This window comes from Pseudomonas rustica (assembly GCF_018336155.1).
Lineage (GTDB): Bacteria > Pseudomonadota > Gammaproteobacteria > Pseudomonadales > Pseudomonadaceae > Aquipseudomonas > Aquipseudomonas rustica.
Genome location: NZ_JAGYHF010000003.1, coordinates 488,538 through 504,877, shown reverse-complemented (window position 1 = coordinate 504,877; position 16,340 = coordinate 488,538). Strand labels below are relative to the sequence as shown.

The window sequence follows — 16,340 nt, the reverse complement described above, 5'->3', positions numbered from 1 at the left end:
ACAAAAAAGGGCCCACCTTTCGGTGAGCCCTTCTAGACCGCCCAGCAGAGCGGATTTTGTTTGGTAGGCGCGATTGGACTCGAACCAACGACCCCCACCATGTCAAGGTGGTGCTCTAACCAACTGAGCTACGTGCCTGCTGTGAGGCGGCATTCTACGGAATTCCGGAGGGGTGTCAACACCTTTTTTTCACCTAACCCTATGAATATGCAAAATATTTAATTTCGAGTCGGCGACGAGGATTTTCCGGTGGCTGGCGGAGGTTTTTCAACTCGGGTAGGATCGATGCACTCGTAAAATATATTAAACAGAGGCTGCAGGATGGCGAACACCCCTTACCCAGAGTCCTATTACGCTGCGTCGGCCAATGCAGTACCGCCCCGCCCTGTTTTGCAGGATGACGTGGAGACGGACGTCTGTGTGATCGGCGCCGGGTACACCGGGCTGTCCTCGGCGTTGTTTCTGCTGGAGAACGGTTTTCGCGTGACGGTGCTGGAAGCGGCTAAGGTCGGTTTCGGCGCGTCGGGGCGCAATGGCGGGCAGATCGTTAACAGTTATAGCCGTGACATCGATGTGATCGAGCGCAGCGTCGGGCCGAAGCAGGCGCAACTGCTCGGGCAGATGGCGTTCGAAGGTGGGCGGATCATTCGTGAGCGTGTGGCCAAGTACAACATTCAGTGCGACTTGAAGGACGGCGGCGTGTTTGCCGCGCTGACTGCCAAGCAGATGGTTCATCTGGAATCGCAGAAGCGCCTGTGGGAGCGCTTTGGCCATACGCAGCTTGAACTGCTGGATCAGCGCCGCATTCGCGAAGTGGTGGCGTGTGATCAATATGTCGGCGGCATGCTCGACATGAGCGGCGGGCACATTCATCCGCTGAACCTCGCGCTAGGCGAAGCGGCCGCTGTGGAGTCGTTGGGCGGCAGCATTTATGAGCAATCGCCCGCTGTGCGTATAGAGCGCGGCGCTAACCCGGTCGTGCATACGCCGCAGGGCAAGGTGCGGGCCAAGTTCATCATCGTTGCGGGCAACGCTTACCTCGGCAATCTGGTGCCGGAACTGGCAGCGAAGTCGATGCCGTGCGGTACGCAGGTGATCACCACCGAGCCGCTGGGTGATGAGCTAGCGAAAGCGCTGTTGCCGCAGGATTACTGCGTCGAGGACTGCAACTACTTGCTCGACTATTACCGACTGACCGGCGACAAGCGTCTGATCTTCGGCGGCGGTGTTGTTTACGGCGCCCGGGATCCGGCGAACATCGAGGCGATCATCCGTCCGAAAATGCTCAAGGCGTTTCCGCAGCTCAAGGATGTGAAGATTGATTACGCCTGGACAGGAAACTTCCTGCTGACCTTGTCGCGTTTACCGCAGGTTGGGCGGCTGGGTGACAACATCTATTACTCGCAGGGCTGCAGCGGTCATGGCGTGACGTACACGCATCTGGCGGGCAAGGTATTGGCTGAGGCATTGCGCGGTCAGGCTGAGCGTTTTGATGCGTTTGCGGATTTGCCGCACTACCCGTTCCCGGGCGGGCAGATGTTGCGCACGCCGTTTGCGGCGTTGGGGGCTTGGTATTACGGGTTGCGGGATAAGTACGGTTTTTAAATTCGAGCTATGGAAACCCTGTGGTGAGGGGATTTATCCCCGATGGGTCGCGCAGCGGCCCCAAAAAATGGGACTGCTACGCAGTCCATCGGGGCGGTGCGACGTTTCGCTAAATCCCCTCACCACAATAGATTTCGACAGGCTCCGGATCAGAGCTGGTCGCGGGCGATACCGCTACGAATCCGCAGGATATCGGCGAGTACCGCCAAGGCAATCTCCGCCGGCGTCTTGCTGCCAAGGTTAAGCCCGATCGGCGCATGAATTCGCGCCAACTCACTCTCCCCCAGCCCGCCAATCCGGCGCAGGCGCTCAAAGCGTTTCTGCGATGTCTGCAGCGAACCCATCACGCCAATGTAGAACGCTTCGGTACGCACTGCCTCCATCATCGCCAGATCGTCAATGCGCGGATCGTGGGTCAGGGCCACCACCGCCGTATCACGGTGGCAGCCACCATCGGCAATAAACACCGATGGCAGTTGCCGACGAATTTCCACGCCATTGAGCACCACACCTTCAAGCACTTCATCGCGCGGATCGCAGAGAATCACTTCAAAGCCGAGACCGACAGCAAATTCGGCACACGCCTGCGCGACGCTAGAATAGCCGGCGAGCAACAAACGTTGCGCCGCGCCGATGCGGATACGCACCCGATCAATCTCACGCTCGATGCGCGCACCCTGCTCGCGATCAGCGAACAGACTGCGTGCACCGCTGGCCAGATCGACCTCGCGAATCAAACGACGCTGACCAAGCAGCGCCAATTCCAACTCACGCAGATGCGCCTGCACCTCGCAGTCAGCGTCAAATTTCTCAACCAGTACGTCGAGAATGCCGCCGCACGGCAGGCTGACCCGCGAGCGCGGATCGTCGCCTTCGCCATAACGCACGACGTTGATCGCATCGAGAAACGCACCTTCGGCGACGCGCTCGAGAAAGTCTTCCTCGACGCAGCCACCCGACAGCGACCCGATCCACTGCCCGCCTTCGTTCACCGCCAGCAGCGAACCCGGCGCGCGCGGCGCCGAGCCGTAGGTGGTCAGCACGGTGCAGAGCCAAATGCGCTGCCCCGCCACCGACCACTCCAGCGCTCGCCGAACCACTTGCAGATCGAGATGCTGCATGTCAGTGCGCCTTGTGCTCGATGGACGGTGCGTCAGCTTGCAGCTTCTGCACGTCGCTCACTGCCAGTTCAGCCGACTGACCACCCCAACCTTGACGCAGGTAGTTGAGCAGATCAGTCAGTTGTTCAGGCTTGAGTTTGTCGGCGAAACCCGGCATCGGCTGCATGCGTTCGAAGCCAGAGAATTTCTGTTCGCCAATACCGTCCTCGATCACGCGCAGCAGGTTGCGCGGGTCTTCCAGACGCAGCGTGGTGTTGCCGCGCATGGCCACCGCGATGTGCGGTTTGCCTTCGCCACCGACCGCATGGCAACCGGCGCAGACGTTCAGGTATTCCTGCTGACCGCGCTGGGCACTGGCGCTGAGTTTCTCGACCGGCACTTCAACCAGCGCTTTGGCTGCCGGCGGTTTGTCGCCAAGCAGGAACGTCGCCATCGCCGCCAGATCCTGATCGCTCAGACCCTGAGTGCTGTTATGGAATACCGGGAACATCTCGTTGAACATCGTGCCTTGCGCGCTCATGCCGTGCTTGAGGAACGTGCTCAGATCCTGTTCGTTCCAGCCGCGCGCGGCCAGATCAGTGGCCAGCAGGCTTGGCGCCAGATAACCATTGAGGATGCCGCCCGTCAGGCGTTTGTCCAGTTCCATCGCGCCCGGCAGGCCGCGTGGCGTGTGGCATTCGCCGCAGTGGCCGAGGACTTCGACCATGTATTGGCCGCGCTTCCACGCTTCACTTTTGCCTTCGGCCGGCTCCAGCTTCAGTGCTTTGCCGTACAGCACGTTCCAGCCCATCAGGCCCAGACGCACGTTGAACGGAAAGCTCAAACTGGTGACCGGTGCTGCGCGCTCGATCGGCTCGATGGTTTTCAGGTACGCATGGATCGCGTCCGAATCTTCGCGCGGCATCAGGTGATACGAGGTGTATGGCATCGCCGGATACAGGTTCGCACCGTCGCGACGCTTGCCTTCGGTCAGCGCGGCGAAGAACTCGTCATCGTTGTACAAACCGATGCCGTGCTCTTTGCTCGGCGTGATGTTGGTGCCGTAGATCGTGCCGAACGGCGAGACGATCGGCAGCCCGCCGGCAAACGGCGCGCCGCCCGGTGCAGTGTGGCACGCCATGCAGTCAGCGCCGCGAGCCAGATACTCGCCGCGTTTGACCTGATCATCGGCGTGAGCAAACAACACCGGCGCAGCCAGACCGACCGCCAGGGTCAGTCGGGTCAGAAAAAGCTTCATGCTTAACCCTCCTTGACCAGGCCGAGATCGGTCAGCACGTTGCGGGTGGCGTTGTAGTAACGCACGTACCCGGTGCAACGGCAGATGTGATGGCCGAGGCTGTCTTCGATGACTTGCTCGAGTTTGCTTTGCACGGTCGGCTGGCGTTGCAGCTTCTCGACCAGCACGGTCGCGGCGTTGACGAAGCCTGGCGCGCAGTAGCTGCACTGGAAGGCGAACTCATCAACGAAACGTTGCTGGATCGGGTTCAGCTCAGTGACCTGGCCCGCTTCGTCACGCTTGGCGTGGGATTCGATGGTGCGGACTTTCTTGCCTTCGAAGTAATGCGCGCCGGTGATGCAGGTGCGCACTTCTTCGCTGGTGCCGTCCGGGTTATCGACAATCACCACGCAAGCGTGGCAGATGCCTTGACCGCAGCCCAGACGCGAGCCGGTGAGGTTTTTGTATTCGTGCAGATAGTCGATCATCGGCAGGTCATCAGGGATGTCCACCGGGCCGACGGATTGACCATTGAGGGTCAGTTGAAGCGGACGGTTAGCCATTGAGGGCCTCCTTGATGCGCGCTGGAGTGATAGGCAGATCGCGAACACGTTTACCGATGGCATGCGCCACGGCGTTACCGATGGCCCCGACAACCGGGATCATCACCACTTCAGCGATGCCTTTGGACGGATCGCTCGGCGACAGTGCCGGGAGAATCTCCGACGTCTGTTTCCACACGGCAACGTGACGCGCCATCGGCAGACGGTAACGGTTGAAGTTCCAGTCACCCTCCCCCGGCCCGCCTTCGTACAGCGGCATCTCTTCCATCAGTGCGTGACCGATGCCCATGGCGATACCGCCTTCGAGCTGGCCCTTGACCAATTCTTCAACCAACACACGACCGCACTCGACCCACGAATGGTGGTTGAGCACTTCAACATCCAGCGAGCCTTTGTTGACCTTCAGCTCGACCAGCGTGGCGACCGGGCTGTAGTAAGTCACGGCAGCGTTGTTCAACTGAACAACCGGGTAGTTGATGTTCTGGCGATCCAGCAGATGGAAACCAGACGTGGTCATCAACGCTTTCTTGGCTTTCGGCGCACCATCACCGTATTTCACCGCCAGACCGTCGAGCGGCAGACGCTCGCGCACGCCGTCGATGCTGTATTCGGCCTCAGCCCAGCTCCAGCGGTTGAACGCATGAACGGTGGCGCCGGTGACCAGACCACGTTCGTGAGCGTGCTTGGCCAGTTCTTCGAAGGTCAGCGGCTGCATGCCGTTGGCAGTCAGCTTGCCATCCACCCAGTGCGCATCTTCGCGACGCACAACGTATGGGTTGGCTTGGCCGCCGTAAGGGCCCTGACGCCAGATCTCCATGGCCGCCGGCCACAAACCGTTGTTGAACAACACGCGGGCTGCTTCACGGGTGGCGTGACTGAAGTAGTAAGCCGAGTTGGTCGCGGACGACGCCGAGGCCAACTTGCCGACCCAGCGCGGGTTGCGCAGCAGGTTATCCTGGTCGGCCTGGCTCATGATGTAAGGGTTGCCGCTGGTGATCAGCTGCATTTCCTTCCATTCGGTTTCGCCAGTCTTCACTTCGTGGGCCGGGCTGCCGAGGAAATCGGCGACGACCAAGGCTTGCGAAGTGGACATGCCGGTGCCGATTTCGATACCGATGTGGCGCAAGGTGATGCGACCGTCAGCGGTGAATTCGATGCTGGCCATCGGCGCTTCAGAACCGGTGCCAAAGTCTTTCTGGCAGATGGCGAAACCAACGCCGTACCAGTTATCCGGGTCAGCGGCTTCGCGTTGTTTCTTGATCGCGTCGCGGTTTTTCCAGACTTCGTGTGCAGCGGCCTTGTCGAGAATCTCGTGCAAACGCAGAGCACCGGCCGGGATCGCGCCCTGGGTGTTTTTCATCCCCGAACGCAGCGCGTTCTTGCGGCGCAGTTCAATGGCATCGACGTTCAGGCGATCGGCGATTTCGTCGACCATCATTTCGGTCGCCGCCATGCTTTGCAGGGTGCCGTAACCGCGCATCGAACCCGCTTCAACACCTCGCGAGTGATACGCGGTGACTTGAAGGTCGTTCTGCGGCATGTAGTAAATCGACTGCGCAGCCGTGGCGCCCACAGCGGCTACTGACGGGCTGTAGTTGATCCGGCCACCGCCGTCGACGCTCATGTCAGCGAGGAAAACCTTGAAGGTCTGATCGTTCTTGTCCACGGCCAACTGGTAGCGAATGTCGAACGGGTGACGCTTGATGCCGCTCTGGAACTGCTCGTAACGGTCGTTCGCCAGACGCACTGGCACACCGGCGCCGTACAGCGCAGCGAGAGCTGCGTAGTAAACGAAGATGTTGTGGTCTTTGGAACCGTAACCCACGGTGTAACCCGGGTGCATGTTCAGATTGTCCAGGCCGAAGCGCGACGGCGAAATCATTTTCGCGGTCTCGGTCGCCGCTTCTAATGGGCACTGGGTAGCCACCACGAAATGCAGGGTCTTGGTTTTCGGGTCGTACCAGCCGTTGCCGTTGTCCGGCTCCATGGCGGCCGGCTCGATCGACGGCGTCTTGTAGCGCTCATCGAACACCAGCCAGTTGTCCGGCGGCGTGTTGATCTGCCCCTTCATGCGATCGGCGTAGAACAGGCCACGCTCGGTGAGATTACCGTGCAGGTTCGGCTGGGAATTCCACACCGGGCGACGGTTTTTCAGCATTGGGAACAGGATCGAATCCTTGAGGCTGGCGAATTCATCTTCATCTGCCGAGGTCGGGCCGCCCACGCGCACGTAGCGGAAGCTGCCGTAGGGATCGCCTTCGTAGAACGGCACTTTGGCGCCGTAACGAATCGCTTTGTCATTGAATTTGAGTTTGTTCTTGGCCTGACGGAAACGCTCGAAGTCGTTCCAGATCAGGATCGCTACCGGGTGACCGATGAACATCGGCACTTTGCCTTCAGGCAGCAGCGGATCCGGCGCATGTTCCTCAGGGAAGACGATACCGTCCTTGTCCAGATCGGCAGCGGTGACGATGCGGTCAGGCTGCAGATCGGCGCCAAGCCACGACAGGTCGTAGCCGGCATAGATATGGTCGGCCTTGATGGTTTTCAGCAGCATGGCGTGGCCTTGCTGCTCGGGCCAGCCCGGCATGTCCTTGGAACGGATGTCGCGGGCAAAGACTTTGCTGCCGCAGACTTTCGACAAGGCATCGTTACGCTGGCGCGCTTTGCCATTGTTGCCGAGCCATTTTTCGGACGGCACGGTCACGCTGTTTTCCATCAAGGCAGCCAGCGTCTGGGTGCTGAGCGGCGTAAGCGTGACGCTCACACCCGCCACCAGCCCGCCCTGGAGGAACGAGCGCCGGGTTATTTCACGGTTGGACATGGATCATCCTCTGGACGGTTATACATCCGCCCTTCTGGTTATCTACTGGGGAATCTCGAGTCTTGCAGAAGCCCTTCTTGGCTAAACGAAGGACGAAATGACAGTGCAAAGCTGACCGAAAGGTTAACTTTAAAGGTTTCTGCGCTCGCAGCAAACAACCAGATACAAATTTCTGACTAAAGAATCAAAAAAGACAATGCGACGTGGCACCGCAGGATGGTTACAGGCATCCCTTGTAGGAGCTGTCGAGTGAAACGAGGCTGCGATCTTTTAATCCTGTTTTTTACGATCAAGATCAAAAGATCACAGCGTGCCGCAGCTCCTACAGGGAGCCGGGTTGCGTGATGGGAGCGGAGGTCAAATTTCAGACACAAAAAACCCCGGTCTTTCGACCAGGGACTTTGCTATCGATTCCGAATCAACCAACGGTTGCTTTCGGTGCTTCAAGGCGTTCAGTGATCCTTGAAGCAGATATGGCGCAGCGGACGGGACTCGAACCCGCGACCCCCGGCGTGACAGGCCGGTATTCTAACCGACTGAACTACCGCTGCGTATCGCTTTGAGCTCGCGCTCAAGTAACTCGTTTTGATTGAAAGCTTCGGTGCTTTTCAATCGCAAACCAGACAAGTCTGATTTGTACAATATGGCGCAGCGGACGGGACTCGAACCCGCGACCCCCGGCGTGACAGGCCGGTATTCTAACCGACTGAACTACCGCTGCGCGTCGGTGCAGGCACTTTCAGCCTACGTTCTTGCTTACGCAAGTTTCTCGGGAGTGGTGGGTGATGACGGGATCGAACCGCCGACATTCTGCTTGTAAGGCAGACGCTCTCCCAGCTGAGCTAATCACCCGTTTGCATCTCCGAGGCCGCGAAATTTACGCAGGTAGCGAACCTAAGTCAATAGCAGGATTGAAGTTTTTCTAAAAAAGACGAAATTGCTTCAATCCCTGAGAAAGTAACATCCATGAAACTGCTATCGCGAGCAGGCTCACTCCTACACGTTCGCGGCTTCGCTTCTTACTCTGTGTAAATCATCTTCTTGGTCATACCGCCATCGACGACGAATTCCTGCCCGGTGACAAACCCGGCATTCCTTGACAGCAACCACGCAACCATCGCCGCCACGTCTTCGACCGTCCCTACCCTGCCCGCCGGATGCTGAGCATGATCAGCATCAGCCAAAGGCTCCGCCCGACGCGCAGAAGGATCGCGCGCATCGATCCAGCCCGGGCTGACCGCGTCAACACGAATCTCCGGCCCCAGACTGATCGCCAACGCATGCGTCAGCGCCAACAACCCACCCTTGCTCGCCGCGTACGCCTCAGAGTCGGCTTCCGATTGCCGCGCACGGGTCGAAGCCAGATTGACGATCGAACCGTTGTGAGCGCGCAGATACGGCGCGCAGTGCTTGGCCAGCAACATCGGCCCACTGAGGTTCACCGCCAACACACGATTCCAGTAGGCCAGATCGAGGCTTTCCAGGGTGATGTTGTGCGGATCAGCCACGGCCGCATTGCACACCAAAGCATCGAGACGACCAAACTGCCCCAACACTTCAGCCACACCGAGCGCGACCTGAGCTTCGTCGGCAACGTCCATGGCGATAAACCAGGCACTTTCGCCCAGCACCTTAGCCACTTTCGAACCGCGCGCACGATCCAGATCCGTCAGCACCACTTGCCAGCCTTCGCTGATCAGCCACGCCGCAATCCCCAGACCGATACCGCGCGCGGCACCCGTGACCAGCGCAACGCGGCCATGAGTACCGGTTTTCGGGGTCGACAACTCGATCACAGCGCTGCCAGACCGCGCGCCAGATCGGCTTGCAGATCCGCCACGTCTTCCAGACCGACCGCAATGCGGATCAGGCTGTCACGAATGCCCGCCGCTTCACGTTCTTGCGGCGCCAAGCGGCCGTGAGAAGTGGTGCTTGGGTGGGTGATCGTGGTTTTGCTGTCGCCGAGGTTGGCGGTGATCGAAATCAGTCGAGTTGCATCGATAAAGCGCCACGCACCCTCTTTGCCGCCCTTCACTTCAAAACTCACCACCGCACCGAAGCCTTTCTGCTGACGCTGGGCCAATTCATGCTGCGGATGGCTCTTGAGACCGGCGTAATGGACCTTCTCGATACCGTCCTGCTGCTCCAGCCATTCAGCCAGCTCTTGGGCATTCGCGCAGTGCGCCTTCATCCGCAGGTTGAGGGTTTCCAGACCCTTGAGGAAGATCCACGCATTGAACGGGCTCAGGGTCGGCCCGGCAGTGCGCAGGAAACCAACGATTTCTTTCATCTGCTCGCTGCGACCGGCGACCACGCCGCCCATGCAACGGCCTTGGCCGTCGATGAACTTGGTTGCCGAGTGCACAACGATGTCCGCACCCATTTTCAGCGGCTGCTGCAAGGCTGGCGTGCAGAAGCAGTTGTCGACCACCAGCATCGCGCCTTTGGCGTGCGCGATTTCTGCCAGCGCGGCGATATCGACCAGCTCAGCCAGAGGATTGGACGGCGACTCGACGAAGAGCAATTTGGTGTTCGACTTGATTGCCGCATCCCAACCCGACAGGTCGGCCAGTGGCACATAGTCGACTTCCACGCCGAAACGCTTGAAGTACTTCTCGAACAGACTGATGGTCGAACCGAACACGCTGCGCGAGACCAGCACGTGATCGCCAGCACTGCACAGGCTCATCACCACCGCCAGAATCGCGGCCATGCCGGTTGCGGTGGCAACGGCCTGCTCGGCGCCTTCCAGCGCGGCAATGCGCTCTTCGAACGCGCGCACGGTCGGGTTGGTGTAACGCGAGTAAACGTTGCCCGGCACTTCGCCGGCAAAGCGCGCGGCCGCGTCGGCGGCAGTGCGGAACACGTAGCTGGAGGTGAAGAACATCGGATCACCGTGCTCACCTTCCGGCGTACGGTGCTGACCGGCACGTACGGCCAGGGTATCGAACGCTACGCCTTCAAGGTCGCTGTCCAGCCGACCGGCATCCCATTCCTGACTCATGCTGTCACTCCTTGCGCTGTTCTCGAAAATAGAAAGTCAGATACAAAACCGGCCCCTCAGGGCCGGTAGAAACTCAGTTGTTGTACAGATCGATGATCGCACTGACCGCTTGGGTCTTGATCTTCGAGGAGTCGTTACGCGCCTGCTCGATCTTGTCCAGATACGCCTCATCGACGTCGCCGGTAACATATTTGCCGTCGAACACCGCGCAATCGAAGCTCTCGATCTTGATCTTGCCGCCACCGACCGCTTCGATCAAGTCAGGCAAGTCCTGATAGATCAGCCAGTCAGCGCCGATCAGATCCGCCACGTCCTGGGTCGAACGGTTGTGTGCAATCAACTCGTGAGCGCTTGGCATGTCGATGCCGTAGACGTTCGGGAAGCGCACCGCCGGAGCAGCCGAGCAGAAGTAGACGTTTTTCGCGCCGGCTTCGCGGGCCATCTGGATGATCTGTTTGCACGTGGTGCCGCGCACGATCGAGTCGTCGACCAGCATCACGTTCTTGCCGCGGAATTCCAGCTCAATGGCGTTGAGCTTCTGGCGCACCGACTTCTTGCGCGCTGCCTGGCCCGGCATGATGAAGGTACGGCCGATGTAACGGTTCTTGACGAAGCCTTCGCGGAATTTCACGCCCAGGTGGTTCGCCAGCTCCAGTGCCGCAGTACGGCTGGTGTCCGGAATCGGGATAACCACGTCGATGTCGTGCTCTGGACGCTCGCGCAGAATCTTCTCGGCGAGTTTCTCACCCATGCGCAGACGAGCCTTGTACACCGACACGCCGTCGATGATCGAATCCGGACGCGCCAGATAAACGTGCTCGAAGATGCATGGGGTCAGCGAAGGATTGGTCGCGCACTGACGGGTGTGCAGCTTGCCCTCTTCAGTGATGTAGACCGCTTCGCCCGGCGCCAGGTCGCGAATCAGGGTGAAACCGAGCACGTCCAGGGAAACGCTTTCCGAGGCGATCATGTACTCGACGCCTTCGTCGGTGTGACGCTGGCCGAACACGATCGGGCGGATGCCGTGCGGATCACGGAAACCGACGATGCCGTAACCGGTGATCATCGCGACCACCGCGTAACCGCCAACGCAACGGTTGTGCACGTCGGTCACGGCGGCAAACACGTCTTCTTCGGTCGGTTGCAGCTTGCCGCGCTGGGCCAGCTCGTGAGCGAACACGTTCAGCAGCACTTCCGAGTCGGAACTGGTGTTGACGTGACGCAGATCGGATTCGTAGATCTCTTTGGCCAACTGTTCAACGTTGGTCAGGTTACCGTTATGCGCCAGGGTGATGCCGTAAGGCGAGTTGACGTAAAACGGCTGGGCTTCGGCCGAAGTCGAGCTGCCCGCGGTCGGGTAACGGACGTGGCCGATCCCCATGTGGCCGACCAGACGCTGCATGTGACGCTGTTGAAACACGTCACGCACCAGGCCATTGTCCTTGCGCAGGAACAACCGGCCATCATGGCTGGTCACGATACCGGCAGCGTCCTGGCCGCGGTGCTGGAGCACGGTTAGCGCGTCATACAGCGCCTGATTGACGTTCGACTTACCGACGATACCGACGATGCCACACATGCGACGCAACCCCTACTTAATGGATCTGAACTGAACAACACTCACTGAGGCGTTTTCGCCGACGGCAAGAGTTGCTCCTTGAACGGAATATCAGCGGGTACGCTGATTCCGCTGGCAAGCCACTGACTGCTCCACCCGAGGATCAGGTTTTTGGACCAGTCGGCGACCAATAGAAACTTGGGAACGAGTTGGGATTCTTTCCACCACCCGTCCTGCTGTACCGGGCCCAGGCTCAACAGCCCGATCGCCACAACCACCAGCAACACGCCACGCGCTGCGCCGAAGGCCATGCCGAGGAATCGATCGGTCCCGGACAACCCGGTGACGCGTACCAACTCGCCGATAAGATAATTGATCATTGCGCCCACGATCAGTGTGGCGACAAACATGATGGCACAGCCTGCGATCACGCGAGCCGATGGGGTTTCGATGTATCCGGCGAGGTACTCGGACAATGAACCACCGAACATCCAGGCGACGACTCCTGCGATGATCCAGGTCACCAGCGATAATGCTTCTTTGACGAAGCCGCGGCTCAAACTGATCAAAGCGGAGATGGCGATAATTGCAACGATCGCCCAGTCAACCCAGGTAAATGGCACAGTGCAGCCTACAGACGGATAAGGCGGCGCATTTTAGCAGAGCGCATGCCTCTCGGTAAGCTGCGATTGTCAGTGCATTTCAATCGAGGCGATAGTTTTTAACCGCGCTCAGGCTGGAAGCGCACGACGAAACCCTTGAGGTTCTGCTGACGGCTCAAAAGATCACGCAAACGATCGGCTTCAGCGCGCTCGATCAGCGGGCCGACAAACACCCGATTCTTGCCATCGGCCGTACGGATATAGGCGTTATAACCCTGGCTGCGCAGGGTTTTCTGCAGGCTTTCGGCGCTGGCACGGCTCGACAGGCTAGCCAGTTGCACCGACCAGCTCACCGACAGACCGTTGGCATCGACGCGACTTTGCGTGGTGTCCGGCTTGCTCGCTGCGGCGCTCGGGCCGGCAGTAATCGGCTGAGCAGGCGCAGGAATCGGTTTTGAGGTTGGCGGCGGCGTTGTCGGTTTGACGATCTGCGCTGGCACTACCGGTGCGGCGGCGATCGGTGCCGAAGGTGCTTCTTGCTCGGCGACCTCTTCGTCCGTCGGCACAGGCTCTTGCGGCAAGGCTTGCGGCTCAGGCACGGCGACGGGCTCGACCTGCACTTGCGGCACGGCCGGGGCTTGCGGGGCAGCTGGCGCTTCCACGACAACCTGACGCTGTTCGTCCTGACGCGAAAACAGCATCGGCAGGAAAATCACCGCCAACGCCACCAGCACCAGAGCGCCAACCATGCGCTGCTTGTACGCTTTATCCAGCAAAGCCATTTGCCGCTTCCTCCGTGGAGCGCCGGGCCAACCATTCAAGGGCCTCGGCGACACAATAAAATGATCCGAACAACAGAATCTCGTCGTCGCTTGTCGCCACTGCGCATTGACCGTCCAGGGCGGCGGCGACACTGTCGTAAGACGTGACCGACGCACCAAGGTTCTGCAATGCCGCGTTTAATTCAGCCACCGGACGTGCGCGCGGCGAATCCAGCGGCGCAACGGCCCAATGCTCGACACTAGCATTCAATTCGCCGACAACACCATCCAGATCCTTGTCGGCCAACAAACCGAACACTGCCAGACGCTTGCCGACCGGTGGCCGCGAGGCCAGCCGACGGGCCAGATACTCGGCCGCGTGCGGGTTATGCCCCACATCCAGCAACACATTGAGGCGTTTGCCGTTCCACTCGAACGAACGGCGATCCAGACGCCCGACCACGCGAGTCGCCTGCAAGGCGGCAATGATCTGCTCGGCATGCCAAGGCAAACCGAGCAACAGATAAGCCTGCAACGCCAGCGCGGCGTTCTCCATCGGCAGATCGAGCAGCGGCAAGTCGTGCAATTCGACAGCCTGACCCTGCGCATCGGTACCGCGCCACTGCCAGTGCTGATCGGTGATACCGAGATCGAAATCACGCCCGCGCAGGAAGAACGGACAGGCCAGTTCGCGCGCCTTGTCGAGCAACGGTTGCGGAGGATTCAGATCGCCACACAAGGCAGGTTTGCCCTGACGGAAAATCCCGGCCTTCTCGAAAGCCACGGATTCACGCGTGTCGCCCAGATAATCGGCGTGATCAACGCCAATGCTGGTGACCAGCGCGATGTCGGCATCGACTATGTTGACCGTATCCAGACGCCCGCCCAGCCCTACTTCCAGCACCACAGCGTCGAGTTTTGCCTGTTGAAACAGCCAGAACGCCGCGAGGGTGCCCATTTCGAAGTAGGTCAGGGAAGTGTCGCCGCGCCCGGCCTCGACCGCAGCAAAGGCTTCGCACAGCTGTGCGTCAGTGGCTTCGACGCCATTGAGCTGCACCCGCTCGTTGTAACGCAGCAGGTGCGGAGAATTGTAGACACCCACGCTCAGGCCCTGCGCACGCAGCAATGAACCCACGAATGCGCAGGTCGAACCTTTGCCGTTGGTGCCGGTGACCGTAATCACCCGAGGCGCCGGCTGGCCCAGCCCCATGCGGGACGCTACCTGTTGCGAACGCTCCAGACCCATGTCGATGGCCGACGGATGCAACTGCTCAAGGTAGGCGAGCCATTCGCCAAGGGTGCGCTCGGTCATAGGCCAGCAGGTACCGGTGGAACCACGATCGGCTCGATTGGCGCGGCGACGAATTTCGGCGTCGGCTTGCCAGTCATTTGTGCCAGCAGGTTACCCAGACGCGGGCGCAGTTCCTGACGGTGGATGATCATGTCGATCGCGCCGTGTTCCAGCAGGAATTCGCTGCGCTGGAAGCCTTCCGGCAGTTTTTCACGCACGGTTTGTTCGATAACGCGCGGGCCGGCAAAACCGATCAGGGCTTTCGGCTCACCGACGATCACGTCGCCGAGCATCGCCAGACTCGCGGAAACACCGCCGTAGACCGGGTCGGTCAGCACGGAGATGAACGGAATGCCTTCTTCACGCAGACGCGCCAGCACAGCCGAGGTCTTGGCCATCTGCATCAGCGAGATCAGTGCTTCCTGCATGCGCGCACCGCCGGAAGCGGCGAAGCAGATCATCGGGCAACGGTTTTCCAGCGCGTAGTTGGCAGCGCGGACAAACCGCTCACCAACGATGGCACCCATGGAACCGCCCATGAAGCTGAATTCGAACGCCGAAACCACCACCGGCATGCCCAGCAGGGTGCCGCTGACCGAGATCAGCGCGTCTTTCTCGCCGGTCTGCTTTTGTGCAGCGACCAAGCGATCCTTGTACTTCTTGCCGTCGCGGAATTTCAGACGGTCAACCGGCTCCAGATCGGCGCCCAGTTCGTTGCGACCTTCGGCATCGAGGAAGATGTCGATGCGCGCACGTGCGCCGATGCGCATGTGGTGGTTGCACTTGGGGCAAACGTCCAGGGTCTTTTCCAGCTCCGGACGATACAGCACAGCCTCGCAAGACGGGCATTTGTGCCACAGACCTTCAGGCACCGAGCTCTTCTTGACCTCGGAACGCATGATCGAAGGGATCAGTTTGTCTACTAACCAGTTGCTCATGCTTTCTTTCTCCAGTACCGGCGGCCCGAACCTTTCGATTCGCAACCCCGCGTATGCCCTTGAGCTAAATTCATGTGTGCGGCGATGGTTGGTGAACCGCCACGGTCAGCGCGAAACATGACCTGCGTGCAATCCGGACAACCCTCAGCCACGCTTGCTTTGTGCAAGTGCATTGATGGACGGCGGCAGACTGCCAGCCGTCACATCGACGATGTATTGCTGCGCACTGCTTGGATAAATGCGCGGATCTTTGCGTGATCCTTGATGCCCTTGCTCGCCTCTACCCCGCCGCTGACGTCTACGGCGTAGGGTTTTACCTGGGCCACGGCGCCCGCGACGTTTTCCGGGGTCAGGCCGCCGGCCAGAATCAACGGCTTGCTCAAACCTTGCGGAATCAAAGACCAGTCGAACGCCTCGCCGGTTCCGCCAGGCACGCCTTCAACATAGGTGTCGAGCAACACACCGCTGGCGCTTGGGTAGGCATCTACAGCTGCAGCGATGTCGTCGCCAGCCTTGACCCGCAACGCTTTGATGTACGGGCGATGCCAGCCTTCACAGTCTTCAGCGACTTCATCACCGTGGAACTGCAGCAGATCCAGCGGCACCGCATCGAGGATTTCCCCCAGCTCGCAGCGGCTGGCATTAACGAACAGGCCTACGGTGGTCACGAACGGCGGCAACGCCTGGATGATCGCCCGCGCCTGCTGCACGGACACTGCGCGCGGGCTCTTGGCGTAAAACACGAATCCGATCGCATCCGCCCCGGCCTCGACGGCGGCCAGCGCATCTTCTATGCGGGTAATCCCGCAGATCTTGCTGCGAACGGCTGACATGTCGAGAAAAACTCCAAGGCAAAA

At 59.9% G+C, this 16,340-nt stretch carries 13 protein-coding genes and 4 tRNA genes; 1 reads left to right on the top strand and 16 read right to left on the bottom strand.

The genetic code is table 11. The annotated features are described in order from the left end of the window. Nucleotides 1-61 precede the first annotated feature (61 nt). Nucleotides 62-138, bottom strand: a tRNA-Val gene (locus tag KFS80_RS07775). A gap of 183 nt (nucleotides 139-321) precedes the next feature. Between KFS80_RS07775 and KFS80_RS07770 the strand changes: the two genes are divergently transcribed. After that, nucleotides 322-1,605: an NAD(P)/FAD-dependent oxidoreductase gene (locus KFS80_RS07770; RefSeq protein WP_212544414.1), complete on the top strand. Its 1,284-nt coding sequence runs from the start codon at nucleotides 322-324 to the stop codon at nucleotides 1,603-1,605. Nucleotides 1,606-1,754: 149 nt separating this feature from the next. Here the strand turns inward: KFS80_RS07770 and KFS80_RS07765 are convergent, their stop codons facing one another. The 15 genes from KFS80_RS07765 to KFS80_RS07695 form a co-directional block, all read right to left on the bottom strand. Beyond that, on the bottom strand, nucleotides 1,755-2,726 hold the full coding sequence (locus tag KFS80_RS07765; protein WP_212544413.1) for an XdhC family protein: 972 nt from the start codon (nucleotides 2,724-2,726) through the stop codon (nucleotides 1,755-1,757). Nucleotide 2,727: 1 nt separating this feature from the next. Beyond that, entirely contained in the window at nucleotides 2,728-3,963 is a 1,236-nt protein-coding gene (locus KFS80_RS07760; RefSeq protein ID WP_053118960.1) for a c-type cytochrome, read from the bottom strand. A gap of 2 nt (nucleotides 3,964-3,965) precedes the next feature. Further along, complete coding sequence (locus KFS80_RS07755; protein WP_053118958.1) at nucleotides 3,966-4,505, bottom strand: (2Fe-2S)-binding protein; 540 nt, start codon at nucleotides 4,503-4,505, stop codon at nucleotides 3,966-3,968. Then, a complete protein-coding gene (locus KFS80_RS07750) occupies nucleotides 4,498-7,329 on the bottom strand; it encodes a xanthine dehydrogenase family protein molybdopterin-binding subunit (protein ID WP_212544412.1) in 2,832 nt (943 codons plus the stop codon). Before KFS80_RS07750 ends, KFS80_RS07755 begins: the two co-directional genes overlap by 8 nt. Before the next feature lie 474 nt (nucleotides 7,330-7,803). Then, a tRNA-Asp gene (locus KFS80_RS07745) sits at nucleotides 7,804-7,880 on the bottom strand. Nucleotides 7,881-7,973: 93 nt separating this feature from the next. Continuing rightward, nucleotides 7,974-8,050: transfer RNA gene (locus KFS80_RS07740), tRNA-Asp, on the bottom strand. A gap of 55 nt (nucleotides 8,051-8,105) precedes the next feature. Next, nucleotides 8,106-8,181, bottom strand: a tRNA-Val gene (locus KFS80_RS07735). A 167-nt stretch (nucleotides 8,182-8,348) separates the two neighbouring features. Then, nucleotides 8,349-9,125 carry an SDR family oxidoreductase gene (locus KFS80_RS07730; RefSeq protein ID WP_212544411.1) on the bottom strand — a complete coding sequence of 259 codons (777 nt, stop codon included), beginning with the start codon at nucleotides 9,123-9,125 and terminating at the stop codon, nucleotides 8,349-8,351. Then, on the bottom strand, nucleotides 9,122-10,333 hold the full coding sequence (locus tag KFS80_RS07725) for an O-succinylhomoserine sulfhydrylase (protein WP_122592464.1): 1,212 nt from the start codon (nucleotides 10,331-10,333) through the stop codon (nucleotides 9,122-9,124). The genes KFS80_RS07730 and KFS80_RS07725 overlap by 4 nt, the downstream gene beginning before the upstream one ends. A 73-nt stretch (nucleotides 10,334-10,406) precedes the next feature. After that, on the bottom strand, nucleotides 10,407-11,912 hold the full coding sequence (gene purF, locus KFS80_RS07720; protein ID WP_053118948.1) for an amidophosphoribosyltransferase: 1,506 nt from the start codon (nucleotides 11,910-11,912) through the stop codon (nucleotides 10,407-10,409). Nucleotides 11,913-11,953: 41 nt separating this feature from the next. Beyond that, nucleotides 11,954-12,514, bottom strand: coding sequence for a CvpA family protein (locus tag KFS80_RS07715; protein WP_053118946.1), 561 nt, complete (start codon nucleotides 12,512-12,514; stop codon nucleotides 11,954-11,956). A 98-nt stretch (nucleotides 12,515-12,612) separates the two neighbouring features. Continuing rightward, complete coding sequence (locus KFS80_RS07710) at nucleotides 12,613-13,275, bottom strand: SPOR domain-containing protein (RefSeq protein ID WP_053118944.1); 663 nt, start codon at nucleotides 13,273-13,275, stop codon at nucleotides 12,613-12,615. Then, complete coding sequence (folC, locus tag KFS80_RS07705; protein WP_212544410.1) at nucleotides 13,259-14,566, bottom strand: bifunctional tetrahydrofolate synthase/dihydrofolate synthase; 1,308 nt, start codon at nucleotides 14,564-14,566, stop codon at nucleotides 13,259-13,261. Before folC ends, KFS80_RS07710 begins: the two co-directional genes overlap by 17 nt. Then, on the bottom strand, nucleotides 14,563-15,483 hold the full coding sequence (gene accD, locus KFS80_RS07700; RefSeq protein ID WP_008083214.1) for an acetyl-CoA carboxylase, carboxyltransferase subunit beta: 921 nt from the start codon (nucleotides 15,481-15,483) through the stop codon (nucleotides 14,563-14,565). The genes folC and accD overlap by 4 nt, the downstream gene beginning before the upstream one ends. A 200-nt stretch (nucleotides 15,484-15,683) precedes the next feature. Continuing rightward, nucleotides 15,684-16,316: a phosphoribosylanthranilate isomerase gene (locus tag KFS80_RS07695; RefSeq protein WP_212544409.1), complete on the bottom strand. Its 633-nt coding sequence runs from the start codon at nucleotides 16,314-16,316 to the stop codon at nucleotides 15,684-15,686. Nucleotides 16,317-16,340: the final 24 nt, after the last annotated feature.